The organism is uncultured Campylobacter sp. (genome assembly GCF_938018035.1).
In the GTDB taxonomy this organism is placed as follows: domain Bacteria; phylum Campylobacterota; class Campylobacteria; order Campylobacterales; family Campylobacteraceae; genus Campylobacter_B.
Genome location: NZ_CALIJF010000256.1, coordinates 1 through 16,669 on the forward strand (window position 1 = coordinate 1; position 16,669 = coordinate 16,669).

Below are 16,669 nucleotides of genomic sequence, written 5' to 3' on the forward strand. Positions count from 1 at the left end.
GCGATCGCTGAAGCTACGGTCGATACGATCAACAAAAACTCCGCGCAGATCGACTATCAGAAATACTCGGAATTTTAAATTCTATCTAGTGAGGTTCTGCGGTTATTTTGCGAGCAGCAACGCCAGAACTTGCCTTTTTCGTTAGGCAATTAAATTTTAGGTTTTGTCTGCGAGCTTGCGTGAAATGAAAGGGCTTTCTTATTTTAGAGGCTTTCTGGCTCCGACGATACGAGAAATTGCCACGCTACGCGCGGGTTTAATTTTATTTGTCGCTTCCGATAAAGCTTAAATTCTTTCTCGGAGTGGGCGGAGCGGAAGGGGTTATGCTCGCGAAGCGCCCTTTTACTTTGCTTCGGCTAGCAACCGCAAGCAGGTCTACCGCCAAAACCCCCACTTACCCCACTGCACGTTAGAGGCGGTGACTCTTTGTTTGCAAAAAAGCATTGCTCGGTTAAATTTAATAAATTTTATTTCAAATTTGACCGCAAAATTCCAAAACAGGTCCTTATTGTGAAATTTACCGGATAATAAGGCATAAAATTTTAAAATTTAGCGCAAGCCGGGTTTTGGTACGCAAACTTTATTAAAGGAGCGAACGATGAGCGATTTGCTAAATTCTCAAGGCGCGCAAGAGCAAGAGGCGCCGTATCCCGATACCGAAATTTATCAAATTTTTCGGGCGACTTTACGCGGCGGTTTTTGCGCTGTTTGCGATCACGGCGCTTAGTGTATTTGCGCTACCCGAAAACATTTTAGACATAAGCGCGGCATGCGCGGACTTCGTTGGATTTATGAAGCGGTTTTTTCCAAACATCGCCGCAATCGGCAAAATAAGCCCGCATACGCAACTTGCGGAATTTTACGTCGCGGCATTGTGGATACCTATTTTAATGGCTTTCGCGCTAAGCTGCGTGTATTATCCAATCGCCGTATTCTTATATGAAAAAGAGCTTCCCGCCGTCAAGACGCAGCTAATTATGCTTATCGGCATACCTTTTATCTATTGGCTTCTAAATAATTATTTCTACGCCGATTTTGCCATAAACGGCATCCCACACAAAGTAGGCAACGGGCGGACGTTTCCAACTTTTGCGAGCAGAGAGAGCCTGTTTGGTTGGCTATCGTTTTTTGGAGGCGGCTCAATGTTTTTTGGTATATCTGTTCCGATTTTATTCAGTAATATAATCCACTGGATATACTTATCAAGAAATAAAAGCTAAATTTTATGAAATCGCGGACGAATAAAATTCCGCACCAAATAACTTTCAGGATCATTTTACGAGCGCAAAGCGAACGACTGATAAAATTCCGCGCTCCGTTTTAGAACAAAAACAAGCGACGATTAAATTTAAACGCTCCGGCAATTAGAGCCTTTTTGCGCGGAATTTAAGCGACCAAACGACGATTAAATTTAAACCGCAGGCGGTCGCTTTTAAATTTTAAAATTTCACTAAATTTTAAAATTTTATTCGCGCCATGTAAGGCGGAAGGTCGTTATCTCGCCCGGCACGCTGTCGTAAGAGATAGAAAAGGAGTATTTTTTGCAGACCTCGCTTACGATGCTAAGCCCGATTCCGAAGCCACCCTCGCTTGAGTTAAAGCGCGCAAAGCGCCTGAAAATTTCATCGCCCCTTTTCCTATCGATCCCTTCACCGCTATTTGAGATCGCTAGCTCGCCGTGCCTTAGCCGCACATCCACGTAGCCGCCTGCATCGGCGTATTTTACGGCGTTGCTTAGCAGATTGTCGATCAGGCGCGAAATTTCATAGACGTTCGCGCTCATGCTCGCATCCGCAAGATCGGTTTTAAGGCTTAGTCTGCGCTTTTGAATAAACGGCGCGAAGTATTCGCAGCGCGAAGCGACGAGGCTTTTTAGATCGATCGAGCTAATCTCGCCCTCCTTATTCATACCGAAGGTTAAAAACACGAGATCCTCGTAGATGCGCGAAAGCGTCTTAGCGGCAAGGTCGATATTAGCGACGCGCTTGGCGTTGTATTCTCCAAGCTCTGCGTGCCGCATCGTCTCGACGCTCATGGAGATAATACTAAGCGGAGTATTAATCTCGTGGGTACTATCCTTGATGAAGCGATTTAGCGTGTCTATCTTGTCGTAAAGCGGCTTTGTGCCTAGCCGTACCAGATAAAACGCCACGGCTAATATCACGCCCAAAAGCGCTATCATCATCACTGCGGTTTTGATACGAAGTGTTAAAATTTCGCCCTGCACGCTACTTCCAAGCAGAATGATTTTAGCCTTGGAAAAGGCGTTTCGCTCCTCCATATTTTGCAGATTCTCATAAATTCCTAGCCTTCCGCCACTTATAAATTCCGCCTTTAGCTTTGCTTTGTCAAGCGCTCCGAGCTCACCGCCGCAGCCGTAAATTTCATCAGAGTTTGGCTTAAATATACACGCACTCACGCCCTTTTCGCGCTCAAAGTCCGCTAGCGATTCCAGCCCATCCATACTTGCTTTCATATAGATCATCATTTTGATCTCTTTTAGCTCTTTTATCCTGTGCGAAAGCAGCGCGGCTTCGTTCATCCTGTAATTTATCTTGAAAAAATATCCTAAAAACAACGCACTTGAAATGAGATATAAAGATAGAATTTTAAGCGTTAAAGCAGTCTTTTCAGACATACATATACCCTGCGTTGCGGCGGTTTATGATGTGCTCTTCGCCTAGGACGCGGCGCAAATTTTTGATATAAGTTCGCAGCGCTTCTTCGCTTGGCGTTTCGTTAAAAACATAGATCGCGGAGAAAATTTCATCCTTGCTTAAAAGCCTGTTTTTATTTTGTAAAAAAAGTGCCAATAGCTCGCGCTCTTTGTTTGAAAGCGCGACGGGCACGCCCGATCTGCGCAGCTCTTTGCTTGCAAAATAAAATTTAAACTCGTCGTCTATGGTCACGAAATCATCGAAATTGTGGCTGAAATTTCGCTTTATGAGCGAATTAACGCGCAGCAGCAGCTCTTTTAGTTCATACGGTTTTTTGAGATAGTCGTCGCAGCCGCTTTTAAAACCGACCTCAAGATCATCAAGTGTATTTAGCGAGGTGGCAAATATCGCAGGGGTGCGATCTCCGCTCTTGCGCAGCTCTTTTAAAAGTGAAAATCCGTCGCCTTTGGGGATTTTTACGTCAAAGATAAAAAGATCAAATTTTTGCTCATAAGCAAGATCCGCGGCGCTTTGAGCGTCGCTGCAAACGCATACGTCAAAGCCCACGTCTTTTAGATATTCGCCGATGAGATCGCAAAGGGTCTCATCGTCCTCTACGAGTAAAATTTTACTCACTACATCTCTTTTTTAATCTCTTTTTTCATCTCTTTTTTTGCATGAGAGCCCTTTTTAACGGCATCTTTTTTCATACCATGCGTCTCGTGCTTCATATGTTTCATCTCAGCTTTCACCTCTTTCGCACCATTATGCATTGATGTATTGGCGTCCTTCATCTCATCTTTCATGCCCATATCGGCAGCTACGGCAAAAGTGCCAGCAAATAGCGCACTAAGCGCAAACAAAGTAAGTTTTTTCATTACGTACTCCTTAAAAGAAATTAGCGGAATTATACTTCCGTAAAAGTGAAGTATGTGTGAAATTCCGAAAAAATTCAAATTTAAATTTAAACGCCTGTAATTTCAAACGCGGAGCGGCTTAAATGCGCTCGGTCGGTCGCGATCTCTGAAATTTAAATCGCCTCGCTACGGCTAGTCAAATTCTAAACGCAAATCAAAGCTAACGAGGGCGCACGCCAACAGCGCATCACCGAGCTTGCTTTACCGCGGCGAGATAAAAATTTAAACCGCCGGCAAAACTAATTAAATTTATAATGCCACGGCTCGGTCATTAAATTTAAAACGCCGCGCGAGTCTTTAAATTTGCGGCATCGCGCGAGCTTTTAAATTCGCCATGCCGCATAAGCCCTTAAATTTACTGCGGCGCGTGAATTTTTAAATCCACTAACCACGGCGGTTAATAATTCTAAATCGCCCTTCGCCGCAGGCATTGCAGCCGATAAAATTTAAAGCACAAATTTTAAATTTTAAAGTTGCTACCACACCAAAGTGGAATTTCGCGCTTTGAAATTCCGCACACGACGAAGCAATTTAAAATTTCATGCTTCAACGCACCGCGCAGAGATATAAAATTAAAATTTCACGCCTTAAACGCCAGAATGAAATTTTCATACTGAACCGCACCATCCGCGTCTCAGTACTACCCGCGCGACGAAATTTAATGCGCGTAATGCAAGTGCAGCGGATTTTAACGCCCGCGCGCATCGCTCATGCTCTTCGGCGCTCTTATAAATTTAAATTTCAGATACCGCCCATAAATTTTATCCAGCGCAAGCGCGCAAAAAAGTAAAATTTAACGCCTGCAAAAGGTGGCAACGCCGCGCTACCGGGCGCCACAAGTGATATAAAATATATAAAATTTCACGCTTACGAAAGAACGCGATCTTTGATCTCATCTTCGCTTACGATCTCATAGATTACGCCCGCGTTTTTGATAAACTCCTCCACGCGCGCGACGTGTGCGGGCTCTACGTTGATCACAAGGCTTCCGACGACGTTTTTATCGAGGCGCTCGAGCTTGCCCCAGACGATGTTAAAATTTATCTCCAAAGCGCGCGCCATGTGCGTGATCACGCTGTCAAACGCAACCGCGGGCGGGAAAAAGAGCCTGATATTCACGCCGCTTGCGGGCAGCACCTCCTCCTCGCCCAAAAACTCCTTCATATTCTCATCCGGATGCAAAAACAGCGAGACGATATCGCCCGAATTGCTCACGCGCCCGCCCTTAAGCAGGATCGCTCGCTGCGCGATGCCCTTTACGACCTCCATCTCGTGCGTGACGAGCACGATCGTAATGCCTAGCTCGCGATTGATGCGGCGCAGAAGCGATAAAATTTGCGCGGTGGTGTTGGGATCAAGCGCCGAGGTCGCCTCGTCGGAAAGCAAAATTTTAGGGCTTAATGCAAGCGCACGCGCAATCGCCACGCGCTGCTTCTGTCCGCCGCTAAGCTCGCTAGGATAAGCGTTTGCTTTATCCGCAAGCCCCACGAGCTCCAAAAGTTCGGCGACGCGGCGCTTCGTGTGATCATTCGAATAGCCCCAAAATGCTAACGGCGTGGCGACGTTTTGCGCGACGGTGCGGCGGCTCATTAGCGCGAAGTGCTGAAAAATCATACCGATATTTTTGCGCAGCTCGCGGATCTGCGCGGCGCTTAGCTCTCTTACCTCCCTGCCCTCTACCTTAAGGCTTCCTTCTTGATAGTCCTCAAGGCCGTTTATGCAGCGCAGCAGCGTGCTTTTACCAGCGCCGCTGTGGCCGACGATGGCAAAAATTTCGCCCTGCTTCACCTCCAGGCTCACATCGTCGATCACGCAGGTTTTGCCGTAAAATTTCTTTAAATTTTCTATCTTTATCACTCAAATTTCCTCGTTCATAATTCCGCCGAAACGCCTCCAAAAATTTATAAAATTTCGCGCCTTAGCTCATCGGCGCTCTTTGGCGAAAGAAGTGCCGGAGCGATATCAAATACGCTAAATGCGCCGCTTTGGCCATTTTGTGCCAAACGATACGCCGCGCGGGCGTAGGCTACGAGCACGCTAGCTGTAAATTCGGGATTTGAGTCAAGCTTTAGCGAAAACTCGATCAAGTGTTTATTTTCGCCGTGCTCGCCAGTCGCTCCGCTTCGCAAAACAAATCCTCCGTGAGGGATGCCGCCGTGCTCTTTTTTAAGCGTCGCAAGACTTACGAAATGCACGCTCGTGTCGTAGTCGGCGAAGTAATTCGGCATTGTTTTTATCTCTTTTTCTATGCGCGCTTTATCGGCGCCGTCCTCTGCTACGACGTAGCACTCGCGCAGGTGTTTTTCGCGCGTAGTTAAATTTGGATTTTCACCCGCGCGAACTCGCTTCAAGGCGCTTTCTATCGGCACGGTGTATTGGCGTGCATCCACGACGCCCTCGATCCTGCGGATGGCGTCGGAGTGGCCTTGGCTCACGCCTTTGCCCCAAAACGTGTAGCTGCTGCCGTTTTCTAGCACGCTCTCGCCGAATAGTCTATTTAGCGAAAACAGACCCGGATCCCAGCCAACGGCGATGATGCCTACGTTTCCGCCTTTTTTGGCTGCGGCGTCCACCGCGGCGAAGTGCTCAGGGATTTTTGCGTGCGTATCGAAGCTATCGACGACGTTAAAGCTCTGCGCAAACTCTGGCGTTTGCGTCGGTAGATCCGTCGCGCTACCGCCGCAAAGCACCAAAACGTCAAATTTGCCCTTGTGCGCTAAAATTTCATCCGCGCTAAACACGGGTGCGCCGCATGTTTTTACTTCGCTTGGATTTCTGCGGCTAAAAACCACTGAAAGCTCTAAATCCTTACTATTCCGCGCGGCAAGCTCTACGCCGCGACCTAAATTTCCATATCCCAAAACCGCTATTTTTATTTTTTCGCTCATTTTTTATCCTTGATAAATTTTAAAATTTAGCGCGTAAAACGGCGCGCCGCCGATGAAATTTTACCTCAGTAGGAAATAATAAATCACGTATAACCAACTTAAAAATCCGTGGATTATCGCCCACATTATGCTTTTATTGACTCCCCATGATAGTGCGACGGCTATGACCGTGCCTAAAGTAAATCCACCGATACTACCTTTTGACATATTTTTCTCCTTGATTTAAATTTAGACTCAAACGAGCGGACTACTCGCCAAACGCCTTTAGCTCGTCGCATACTTTGGCGAATTTTTCCTGCGCGCTTTGCAACCCTTCGCGGTTTGCGGCGACGACGGCGGCAGGCGCGGAGGAAATAAATTTTTCATTGCCAAGCATTGCAGAGAGCTTTTCGATCTCTTTTTGCAGCTTTGCTTTTTGCGCGTTAAGGCGCGAAATCACGCCGCTAAGATCGACCCCCTCAAGCGGCACGAAAGTTTCTAGCCTCTCGCTTACGTCGCGGGCGGAATTTGTGATATTTTGCTGCGTAAATTCCACTTCATCTACCTTGGCAAGCGTTTTGATATAGTCCGCGGCGGCGCTTAGATCGACTGCGGATTTGACGTAGGCTTTGGCTACGCGCGCATTGCCGAGCTCGATCGTCGCCTTTGCGCGGCGGATGCTAACGATCGCTTCGATGAGCAGCGAAAATAGCTCTTCGATCCGCTCGTCGCGCTCGCCAGGCTGCGGGTATCGCATCACCATGATGGAGCGTGCGTCTTGCAGCTTCGTGCCGCTTAGCTCCTGATACAGATACTCGCTTAGAAACGGCATAAACGGGCTTAGCAGCTTCATCGCTTCTTTAAAAATCATCCCCAGCTCGCCGATTGCGGCCTTGTCCGCCTTGCTAAGCTCGATGCCCCAATCGCAAAACTCGTCCCAAAAAAACTTATAAAGCTCGGTCGCAGCGTCGTTGAAGCGATATTCGTCTAAATTTTCCCGCACCGCGCTCACGCAGCAGTTAAAGCGCGAAAGCATATATTTACCGAGGCTCGTTTTGATCCGCGCTGCGTCTAAATCGTCAAATTTAGAGGCGTTTAAAAGCAAAAATTTGCTCGCGTTATAAAGCTTATTCGTAAAATTTCGATAAATCAAAAGCTTATCGTCGCTAAGGCGCAGATCGCGCCCCTGCACGCACAAAATCGTAAGGGTAAAGCGCAAAATATCTGCGCTAAATTCGTCTATTTTTAGCAGCGGATCGACTACGTTTTTGCTCGATTTGCTCATCTTTTTGCCGTCTTTGTCCTTAACTAGAGCATGCAGGTAGATGTCGCGAAACGGCAGCTCGCCCATGGCGTTTTGGCACTGAAACATCATGCGCGCGACCCAGAAAAACAAAATGTCAAAGCCCGTAATCAGCATGGTATTCGGATAAAATTCGCTCAAATCCTCCTCAAACCACTTCTCGTTTTTCAGCGCCTCGCCGTTGCCCCAGCCAAGCGTGCTGATCGGCCAAAGACCGCTTGAAAACCACGTATCGAGCACGTCGGGATCTTGAGTAAAATTTTTGCCGCCGCATTTTGGGCAAACATCGGGGCTCTCGCGCTCATCTGCCCACTGATGGCCGCAGTCGCAGTAAAACACGGGAATTCTATGCCCCCACCAGAGCTGGCGGCTGATACACCAGTCCTTCAGCTCGCGCATCCAGGCGTTGAAGCTATTGATCCAGTGTTTCGGGAAAAATTCCGCCGCGCCGGAATTTACCTTAGAGATCGCCTCTTTTGCGATATCCGCGCGCACGAACCACTGCTGCGAAATGTACGGCTCGACGACGTTTTTGCAGCGGTAGCAGTAGCCGACTTGATTTTCGTAATCCTCGATTTTTTCGATAAAACCCAGCCGCTCAAGCTCCGCTACGATCTGATCGCGCGCGGCAAGTCGCTCTAAGCCTCTAAATTTACCGCACTGCTCGTTTAAAATTCCTTTTTCGTCAAATACCGTGATAAAGCCCAGCTCGTGGCGCTTGCCGACCTCGTAGTCGTTGGTATCGTGCGCAGGCGTGACCTTAACCGCGCCCGTTCCGAAGCTCATATCGACGTATTCGTCGGCGATGATCTCTATCTCGCGGCCGATTAGCGGCAGCACGACTTTTTTGCCGATCAAATTTTTATAGCGTTCGTCCGCGGGATTTACCATTACGGCGGTGTCGCCGAAGTAGGTTTCGGGGCGCGTCGTAGCCACTACGATATACGGCAAATTCTCGCTTTGATAGGCTTCGTTGGACTGGATTTTTTCTTGCTCACGCACGAGTAGTGCGCTCCCGTCGCCAAAATCCACTCCGCCTCGCCTCTCTTTGCGATAATTCGCCTCGCCCTTTTGGATTAAATTTTGCGCCTCGTTCGCCTCATTCGCGCTCGCCTTGCAACCCACAAATTCATCGCACGATACTTCGGCTTGCTTGCTTAAATTTAATGCAAAATTCTCGCTCGAATTTGCCGCTAAATTTTGCTCGCTTGATGAACTATTTGTTCTATCTGCACTCGCAAAATTCTGCACAACCTGCAAATCTTCATCGCGATACTTTGCCTCGTCATTTTGAGTTAAATTTGAAACAGAATTCTCACTTAAATTTGACGCTCGGCATCCGTTTAAATTTGATAAATTTTGTCCGTCCGCAAAGTAATAGCGCAGATGATAGAGCTTGCCTTTGTTTTCCTTGTGCTCGACCTCCACGTCGCTTAGCGCGCCGTCGTGCGTGCACCAGTTTACCATATAGTTTCCGCGCACGATGAGCCCCGCGTCGTATAGGCTTACGAAGGCTTTGCGCACGGCGTTTTTAAGCCCTTCATCCATCGTAAAGCGCTGTCTGCTCCACGCAGGCGTGACGCCAAGGCGCTTCATCTGCTTTACGATCTGCCCGCCGCTTTGCTCCTTCCAGTGCCAAACGTGCTTTAAAAACTCCTCGCGCCCTATCTCTTCTTTTTTGATCCCTTGCGCCAAAAGCTCGCGCTCGACGACGTTTTGCGTCGCAATGCCAGCGTGATCGAGTCCAGGCTGCCACAACGTACGGTAGCCGTCCATTCGCTTGTATCGCGTCATAATATCTTGCAAGGTAAAAGTGAGCGAATGCCCGATATGAAGCACTCCGGTGACGTTTGGAGGGGGCATCATAATGCAAAAGTTTTTGCCTTTTTGCTGGATATCTTTATTTCCGTCGATCTCGAAATAACCGCGCTGCTCCCAAATTTTATAAAAGCTCTCCTCTACGGCTTTCGCGTCGTAAAAATCTGCCATTTTCAGCCTTTTTTTAAAATTTTAAATTTTGCGATTTTAGCGGAATTTATGTAAAGCGCTCATTAAAGCGTGCCAATTCTGCATTATACAATAAAATGTAGTATTTAAATATATATAGAAATATCGAATTTTAGAATATTTTAGATAAAATTTTAAAAAATCATATAAAAACACTTGACATTAAAAATTCTACCTGCTATAATACCGCGAAATTTTAACCAAAAGGATTAAATATGAAGAAATTTCTTCTCGCTTCGCTTCTTAGCGCTAGCGTCGTCAGCTTCGCTCTTGCCGAAAAAATCGTAGTCGCCGCTACTCCGATACCGCATGCCGAAATTTTAGAGCAGATCAAACCCGATCTAAAAGCCCAAGGCTACGATCTTGAGGTCAAGGTTTTCAATGACTACGTAACCCCGAACCTCGCTACCGATAGCGGCGACGTGGATGCCGGATTTTTCCAGCACGTGCCGTATATGGAGGAATTTAACGCTAATAAAGGCACGAAGTTAAAAGCGACCGTGGGCGTGCACCTAGAGCCGATGGGCATCTACAGCCATAAGATTAAAAATTTAAAAGATCTTAAAAATGGCGCCAAAGTTGCCGTGCCAAACGATCCGACTAACGAAAGCCGCGCACTTGATCTGCTCGTAGCCGCGGGGCTCATCGAAGTAGATCAAAACGCCAAGCTTCGCACGCCGTTAGATGTCACAAAAAATCCTAAAAATTTAGAAATTTTAGAGCTTGAAGGCGCCGCGCTTCCACGCACCCTGGGCGATGTCGATATTGCGGTTATAAACTCAAATTTTGCCTTTAACGCAAATTTAAACCCGATCAAAGATTCGCTATTTTTAGAAAAGGCTGAGGGCAACCCTTACACAAATGTTATTAGCGTTAAAGAAGGCAACGAAAACAGCCCTAAAATCAAGGCGCTAGATAAAGCTATCCAAAGCGAAAAGGTGAAAAAGTTTATCGAGACGCAATATAAAGGTGCAATCATTCCATCGTTTTAACTTCTCCTCTTTTTAAAATTCGGCGCACGATTCGCGCCGAATTTGCTAGTATTGGCTATTTTATTTACTATCTTTTTTTATAATTGCGCGAAATTTACCGAATAAAGGAAAAATAATGAAAAGAATTTTATCTTTCAGCTTTGTTGCCGCTATGGCTATATCTTCGCTTAATGCAGGCGTTTTGGCTACTGCAAAAGACGCAAATATCACTATTACGGATGAGGATGTTGCACCGTTTTTGGCTCAAGGTATGCAGCACGGCGGACAGGAACCAACCGCCGATGAGAAGAAAAAACTAATCGACGATCTAATCAAATACAAACTTCTAATCGCAGAGGCGAAAAAATCAGGCGTTGAAAACAGCGACGAATATAAACATCAGCTAGAGCTTGCTAAAGATGGCATCGCATTTAATCTATGGCAACGCGAACAGGCTAAAGACGTAAGCATCAGCGACGAGGAAGCTAAAAAAATTTATGATGAAAATAAACAGAATTTCATGCAACCAGATTCCGTTACTGCAAGCCATATCTTAGTAGCAGACGAAAAGGCTGCTAAAAACGCGATTGCGAAGCTATCAAAAGTCAAAAAAGAGAATTTAAAAGAGGAATTTAATAAGCTAGCTAAAGAAATTTCAATCGATCCAAGTGCGAAAGAAAACGGTGGCGATTTGGGCTCTTTTGGCAAAGGGATGATGGTGCCGGAGTTTGAAAAAGCAGCGTTTGCACTAAAAGATGGTGAGATGAGCAAAACGCCGGTAAAGACACAATTCGGATATCATGTAATCTACAAAGAAAGCAGCAAAAAGGCTGAGACTATGCCGTTTGAAAAAGTAAAAGATCTCATCAAAAACCAATTACTTCCAAGCAAAGTAAACAAAAAAATCGATGACAAGGCTAATGAGCTATTCGGCAAACTAAACATCGAATACGCAAAATAGTTTTAATTTTAAGGCGCGAGGCTATTAAATTTATATGCAAGTTCGCTGTAGCGCAACTTGTAGGGATAAATTTTAGCCCGCGCCTTTGTTTTATATACGCTAAATTTTGTGAAATTTTAAGATCACTCTTGTATCGCCGGATTGTTAAATTCTAAATTTATTCGCTCTGCCGATGTTAAATTTTGCGGAATTTTAAGCGGAGCCAGTTTTTACACATTAAATCAAGGAATTCAAATGCTTTCTAATATCGTAAATTTTATCGTAGAATTTGTCGCGGGCTGGGGATACCTTGGCATTTTTGTGATGATGTTTTTAGAAAGCAGCTTCTTTCCTTTCCCAAGTGAAGTCGTGATGATCCCTGCGGGCTATCTGGCCTCAAAATCACAGATGAGCTTTGTTGCGGCATTTGTTTGTGGGCTTGGCGGCAGCATCACCGGCGCGCTGTTTAATTACTATCTATGCTACTTTTTTGGACGTAAGATTATCGCTAAATACGGCAAATACGTAGGCATCACCGAGGAGAAATTTGCAAAATTCGAAGCGTTTTTTAACCGCCATGGCGAAATTTCAACGTTTAACTGCCGCCTAATCCCTGGCATCCGTCAATACATCAGCCTTCCTGCGGGGCTTGCAAAGATGAATGTCGCGCGCTTCGTGCTATTTACCGGGCTTGGAGCTGCGATTTGGACACTAATACTAATGAGCTTAGGATATTTCATCGGCGAAAACGAGGAGCTAATCAAGCAAGATCTGCATCTAATTACGATCGCTTTGTTCGCCATCGTCATTATAATCTCGCTCCTATATATTTATTTTATAAAACGCAAAAAATAGTTTCACGCCAGTAAATACAAATACAATGAAAAATTCCATTTTATCGCCTTTAAGTTCAAATTTTTCAAATTATAATTTAAGCTAAACAAGAATTTTTATAATTTTACTTTCATAATCTACGTGCAATACGATATTTCTATTAAAGTGTAATTATGCCTTAGTAGCGAATTCTAAAATATTTTTTAAGTAAAATTCTATTTAAAGCCTTAAACAATCATACTAATTTCTAAATTTTAATTTTTCGTTACTTTTTAAGCTGTTTTTAATACTAAAAGCTTTAAAATTCCATTAACAATTTCAACGAAAGGACTTATTATGGCAAAGACCAGAAAAGAACACGATTTCATCGGTGAATTAGAAATTTCCGACGATTTTTACTACGGTGTGCAGACATTTAGGGCACTAGAGAACTTCCATCTAAGCGGACGAGCGCTCAAAGACTATCCATTTTTTATCAAGGCATTTGCACAAATCAAAAAAGCAGCTGCACTAGCCAATAAAGAGGTCGGAGTCCTAGACGCACAAAAAGCCGATGCGATTGCAAAAGCTTGCGATAGGCTCATCGCAGGAGAGTTCAGAGATCAATTCGTAGTCGATATGATCCAAGGCGGCGCCGGAACTTCGACGAATATGAATACCAACGAGGTCATTACCAATATAGCTTTGGAGAGCATGGGACATAAAAAAGGCGAATACCAATACCTCCATCCAAACGACCACACAAATTTGGGTCAAAGCACCAACGATACCTATCCTAGCTCGATCAAAGTCGCCGCTTACGCCAAGCTAACCGATCTACTAAAAGCTATGGAAAATTTGAAAAAAGAGCTTGAAGTTAAAGCCAAAGAATACAAAGATGTCATCAAAATGGGAAGGACGGAGCTTGAGGACGCCGTTCCTACTACTCTTGGAAACACTTTCAACGCTTTTGCTACCTACATCAAAACCGATATCGCACTTATCAAAGCTGCTAGAGAGTCGATGACTTACCTAAATATGGGCGCTACGGCGATTGGTACAGGCATCAACTGCCATCCTGATTACAAAAACGTAGTCGAGAAAAAACTGGGTGAAATCACCGGCGTTAAATTTAAAGCCGCAGAGGACTTCATCGCCGCTACGCAAGACACCGCAGACTTCGTCCACGTTAGTGGCGCTCTAAAAACTGCAGCCGTCCGCCTAAGCAAAATCGCAAACGACCTACGTCTTATGAACTCCGGTCCTAGATGCGGACTAGGCGAAATCGAGCTTCCTAAGATGCAACCAGGTAGCTCCATCATGCCGGGCAAAGTAAATCCGGTCATCGCCGAGGTCGTAGGCGAGGCTTGCTACGAGGTAATCGGCAACGACGTGACTATTATGCTTTGCTCCGAGCGCGGAGAATTTGAGCTAAATGCGTTTGAGCCTGGCATCGCATATGCGCTATTTAACTCGATCGTACTTTTGGAAAATGCGATGAATACACTAGCTGAAAAAGCTATCAAACATCTAAAAGCAAACCCTGAAGCTTGCCTAAAATCGGTGTTAAATTCTGTCGGTATCGTTACTGCATTCAATCCTTACATCGGTTACGAAAAATCCGCAAGTATCGCCAAAGAGGCGCTTCAGACCGGAAAATCCGTCGGCGAAATCTGCTTAGAGCGCGGATATTTGAAAAAAGAGGAGATCGATAAGATCCTAGAGCCTAAATCTATGCTCAACCCACATATGAGCAAAAAATAGTTCCAAACTAGGTGCGGCGCGGAATTTCGTCGGTTAATTTAATAGGCGAAATTCCGCAAAGTAGAATTCTAAATAGATAAGATTGATCGTGCAGAATTCCGTAGATGCAGAATTTCATCAAGTTAGATTTAGCTTCCGTGGAGTAAAATTCCACTTGCGAAATTTTAGGATAAAATTCCGCATAGAATTCCGACCACTGAATTATAAAGATAATTCGGATTTTACCTGCTGAAATCTTTAGAATTCTGCGCGCCGTTAAAAAAATTACTTTATAAGGAGTTTTGCAATGGACTTTATGGTGATATTGCAATTTATCGTGTTGCTCGGCGGCATCTACCTAGGCGTTAAGCTAGGCGGCATGGGCGTCGGTTATGCAGGCGGCTTGGGCGTTGTCGTCCTAGCCATTTTGGGCATGAAGGTTGATATGAAGGATATCCCGATTGACGTTATCCTAATTATCGCATCGGTAATCTCCGCGATTACGGCGTTGCAAGTCGCAGGCGGACTTGATTATTTGGTTCAGGTAGCATCTAAAATTTTAAGGAAAAATCCTAAGCAGATCAACTTCCTAGCGCCTATCGTTACCTATCTACTTACGATACTTGCGGGCACCGGACATACTGCGTTTTCTATGATCCCAGTTATCGTCGAGGTCGCAAAGACGCAGAACATCAAGCCTTCCGCTCCTCTTGCGCTTTCGGTCGTTTCATCTCAGGTAGCGATCACTGCAAGCCCTATTTCAGCGGCGTTCGTCGCCATGAGCGGCTTGTGCGAAAAGCTAGGCGTTAGCTATCCTAAGCTTTTGTTTATCTGCATCTCTACTACCTTCGTAGCCATGTTGATTACGGCTTTCATCGTAAATAAATTCTACGATCTCGATCTTTCAAAAGACCCTGTTTACAAAGAGAGGCTTTCAAAAGGTCTTGTAGCCGAGATCAAAGCCGAGGATTATAAAGAGCCGAAGCCTTATGCGAAAAGATCGGTTGCTATATTTGCTATCGGCGTTTTGATCGTCGTTTGCTATGCGCTTGCGATCTCAAAGAGCGTCGGCTTGGTAGAAAAACCGATCCTTTCAAGAGATAGCGCGATCATCAGCTTTATGCTAACTATCGGCTTTCTTATCGCTGTTTTGTGCAAGATTGATACGGGCAAACTGCTCTCTACCAGCACTTTCCAAAGCGGTATGAATGCGTGCATCTGCGTCATCGGTATAGCATGGCTCGGTACTACTTTCGTAAACGGTCACATCGACAGCATCAAAGAGGTAGCTAAAAACGTCGTTACGCAGTATCCTTTCGTACTAGCCGTCGCGCTATATTTCCTAAGCTGCTTGCTATACTCGCAGGCTGCGACCACAAAGGTTATGATGCCTGCCGTTGCCGCCGCGCTTGGAATGACTAGCCCTGAAAATTCCGGTCAAATTTGGATCTTAGTCGCATCGTTTGCAGCCGTTTCGGGCTTGTTCGTGCTCCCTACCTATCCTACGACGCTCGGCGCGATCGCTATGGACGATACCGGAACGACTAGAGTCGGTAAATTTGTATTTAACCACTCATTCTTCCTTCCGGGAACCATTATGGTTGCGCTTTCGGTTGCTCTAGGATTTATCGTAGCTCCTGCGCTAATCTAAGATTAGTATTCCTTTCATTTGCGCCGAATTTTTCGGCGCATTTTTCATACCATTTAAAATTTTTAATACAATCTAATAGATAAAATTCTATCGATTTTGGGGCCTGCCGTATTTACTTATAAATTTAACTTCTAATCGCATGCAAAAAACTATAAGCCTGCCAGTAGTATTTGAGTGGAAGTAAAATTTTATTTGAAATTTCATACCCATATTATGCTAGATGATAAATCAAAATTTCAGCTAAAAAACATATAATGTAAGAAATTTAAAAACAAGGAGAAAATATGAAAAATCTCATCATCATCGCTCATCCCGATATGGCAAGCTCACACGCAAACAAGGCGTGGCGCGAGGTAGCCAAAAAGCAAGCGGATAAATTTGATATTCACGAAATTTACGCCGCTTATCCGAACGGCGAAATAAACGTAGCGCGCGAGCAGGAGTCACTTTTAAGCCACGATAAAATTATCATTCAGTTTCCACTTTATTGGTACAGCTATCCGCCGCTTTTAAAGCAATGGTTCGACGATGTATTCGCCTACGGCTGGGCTTACGGCAGCACCGGCGACAAGCTAAAAGGTAAAGAATTCGCCCTAGCGATCACTATCGGCGACGAGCGAAATAACTATAAAAAAGACGGTACGATCGGATTTGGCATAGAGGAAGTTATCACACCTTTTAAATGCGCGATGAATTTTACGGGCGCCAAACTGCTGTCGTGCCACTTTGGCTATGGATTTTCATTTCATCCAGATAGCGAATATATCGCAAAAAGTGCAGAAAAATACGAAGAATTTTTA

15 protein-coding genes are annotated in these 16,669 nt (G+C 45.2%); 8 read left to right on the plus strand and 7 right to left on the minus strand.

The annotated features are described in order from the left end of the window. Positions 1-598: 598 nt before the first annotated feature. Together Q0257_RS07585 and Q0257_RS07590 are read left to right on the plus strand one after the other, a co-directional pair. Complete coding sequence (locus Q0257_RS07585) at positions 599-727, plus strand: hypothetical protein (RefSeq protein WP_298023574.1); 129 nt, start codon at positions 599-601, stop codon at positions 725-727. Between the two features lie 64 nt (positions 728-791). Continuing rightward, positions 792-1,220 carry a hypothetical protein gene (locus Q0257_RS07590; RefSeq protein ID WP_298023577.1) on the plus strand — a complete coding sequence of 143 codons (429 nt, stop codon included), beginning with the start codon at positions 792-794 and terminating at the stop codon, positions 1,218-1,220. 245 nt (positions 1,221-1,465) lie between these two features. Here Q0257_RS07590 and Q0257_RS07595 read toward each other — a convergent pair whose 3' ends face one another. From Q0257_RS07595 to Q0257_RS07625, 7 genes are all read right to left on the minus strand, one after another. Then, positions 1,466-2,638: a HAMP domain-containing sensor histidine kinase gene (locus Q0257_RS07595; protein WP_298023581.1), complete on the minus strand. Its 1,173-nt coding sequence runs from the start codon at positions 2,636-2,638 to the stop codon at positions 1,466-1,468. After that, positions 2,631-3,293: a response regulator transcription factor gene (locus Q0257_RS07600; RefSeq protein WP_298023583.1), complete on the minus strand. Its 663-nt coding sequence runs from the start codon at positions 3,291-3,293 to the stop codon at positions 2,631-2,633. Before Q0257_RS07600 ends, Q0257_RS07595 begins: the two co-directional genes overlap by 8 nt. Further along, a complete protein-coding gene (locus Q0257_RS07605; RefSeq protein ID WP_297902676.1) occupies positions 3,293-3,535 on the minus strand; it encodes a hypothetical protein in 243 nt (80 codons plus the stop codon). Before Q0257_RS07605 ends, Q0257_RS07600 begins: the two co-directional genes overlap by 1 nt. A 906-nt stretch (positions 3,536-4,441) precedes the next feature. Then, the gene (locus tag Q0257_RS07610; protein ID WP_298023586.1) at positions 4,442-5,431 is read right to left on the minus strand and encodes a methionine ABC transporter ATP-binding protein; all 990 of its coding nucleotides are present in this window, start codon (positions 5,429-5,431) and stop codon (positions 4,442-4,444) included. A gap of 44 nt (positions 5,432-5,475) precedes the next feature. Beyond that, complete coding sequence (locus Q0257_RS07615; RefSeq protein WP_298023589.1) at positions 5,476-6,462, minus strand: diaminopimelate dehydrogenase; 987 nt, start codon at positions 6,460-6,462, stop codon at positions 5,476-5,478. 60 nt (positions 6,463-6,522) lie between these two features. Then, the gene (locus Q0257_RS07620; RefSeq protein WP_297880516.1) at positions 6,523-6,669 is read right to left on the minus strand and encodes a hypothetical protein; all 147 of its coding nucleotides are present in this window, start codon (positions 6,667-6,669) and stop codon (positions 6,523-6,525) included. A gap of 40 nt (positions 6,670-6,709) precedes the next feature. After that, positions 6,710-9,733 carry a valine--tRNA ligase gene (locus Q0257_RS07625; RefSeq protein WP_298023592.1) on the minus strand — a complete coding sequence of 1,008 codons (3,024 nt, stop codon included), beginning with the start codon at positions 9,731-9,733 and terminating at the stop codon, positions 6,710-6,712. A gap of 233 nt (positions 9,734-9,966) precedes the next feature. Between Q0257_RS07625 and Q0257_RS07630 the strand changes: the two genes are divergently transcribed. The 6 genes from Q0257_RS07630 to Q0257_RS07655 form a co-directional block, all read left to right on the plus strand. Further along, a complete protein-coding gene (locus Q0257_RS07630; RefSeq protein WP_005870677.1) occupies positions 9,967-10,743 on the plus strand; it encodes a MetQ/NlpA family ABC transporter substrate-binding protein in 777 nt (258 codons plus the stop codon). 115 nt (positions 10,744-10,858) lie between these two features. Beyond that, positions 10,859-11,683, plus strand: a complete 825-nt coding sequence (locus tag Q0257_RS07635; RefSeq protein ID WP_297881087.1) for a peptidylprolyl isomerase — start codon at positions 10,859-10,861, stop codon at positions 11,681-11,683. A 234-nt stretch (positions 11,684-11,917) separates the two neighbouring features. Further along, complete coding sequence (locus tag Q0257_RS07640; protein WP_298023595.1) at positions 11,918-12,517, plus strand: DedA family protein; 600 nt, start codon at positions 11,918-11,920, stop codon at positions 12,515-12,517. A gap of 315 nt (positions 12,518-12,832) precedes the next feature. Further along, positions 12,833-14,239 (plus strand): aspartate ammonia-lyase, encoded by a 1,407-nt coding sequence (locus Q0257_RS07645; protein ID WP_005870686.1) that lies wholly within the window; start codon positions 12,833-12,835, stop codon positions 14,237-14,239. 286 nt (positions 14,240-14,525) lie between these two features. After that, complete coding sequence (locus tag Q0257_RS07650; protein ID WP_298023598.1) at positions 14,526-15,869, plus strand: anaerobic C4-dicarboxylate transporter; 1,344 nt, start codon at positions 14,526-14,528, stop codon at positions 15,867-15,869. Positions 15,870-16,153: 284 nt separating this feature from the next. Continuing rightward, on the plus strand, positions 16,154-16,669 hold a 516-nt coding region (locus Q0257_RS07655; protein ID WP_298023601.1), incomplete at its 3' end, for an NAD(P)H-dependent oxidoreductase.

Bases quoted from the DNA above. Each gene is read 5' to 3' on its own strand.
- Q0257_RS07585 (WP_298023574.1), top strand. From the start codon at position 599: ATGAGCGATTTGCTAAATTCTCAAGGCGCGCAAGAGCAAGAGGCGCCG.
- Q0257_RS07590 (WP_298023577.1), top strand. From the start codon at position 792: ATGAAGCGGTTTTTTCCAAACATCGCCGCAATCGGCAAAATAAGCCCG.
- Q0257_RS07595 (WP_298023581.1), bottom strand. From the start codon at position 2,638: ATGTCTGAAAAGACTGCTTTAACGCTTAAAATTCTATCTTTATATCTC.
- Q0257_RS07605 (WP_297902676.1), bottom strand. From the start codon at position 3,535: ATGAAAAAACTTACTTTGTTTGCGCTTAGTGCGCTATTTGCTGGCACT.
- Q0257_RS07615 (WP_298023589.1), bottom strand. From the start codon at position 6,462: ATGAGCGAAAAAATAAAAATAGCGGTTTTGGGATATGGAAATTTAGGT.
- Q0257_RS07620 (WP_297880516.1), bottom strand. From the start codon at position 6,669: ATGTCAAAAGGTAGTATCGGTGGATTTACTTTAGGCACGGTCATAGCC.
- Q0257_RS07625 (WP_298023592.1), bottom strand. From the start codon at position 9,733: ATGGCAGATTTTTACGACGCGAAAGCCGTAGAGGAGAGCTTTTATAAA.
- Q0257_RS07630 (WP_005870677.1), top strand. From the start codon at position 9,967: ATGAAGAAATTTCTTCTCGCTTCGCTTCTTAGCGCTAGCGTCGTCAGC.
- Q0257_RS07635 (WP_297881087.1), top strand. From the start codon at position 10,859: ATGAAAAGAATTTTATCTTTCAGCTTTGTTGCCGCTATGGCTATATCT.
- Q0257_RS07640 (WP_298023595.1), top strand. From the start codon at position 11,918: ATGCTTTCTAATATCGTAAATTTTATCGTAGAATTTGTCGCGGGCTGG.
- Q0257_RS07645 (WP_005870686.1), top strand. From the start codon at position 12,833: ATGGCAAAGACCAGAAAAGAACACGATTTCATCGGTGAATTAGAAATT.
- Q0257_RS07650 (WP_298023598.1), top strand. From the start codon at position 14,526: ATGGACTTTATGGTGATATTGCAATTTATCGTGTTGCTCGGCGGCATC.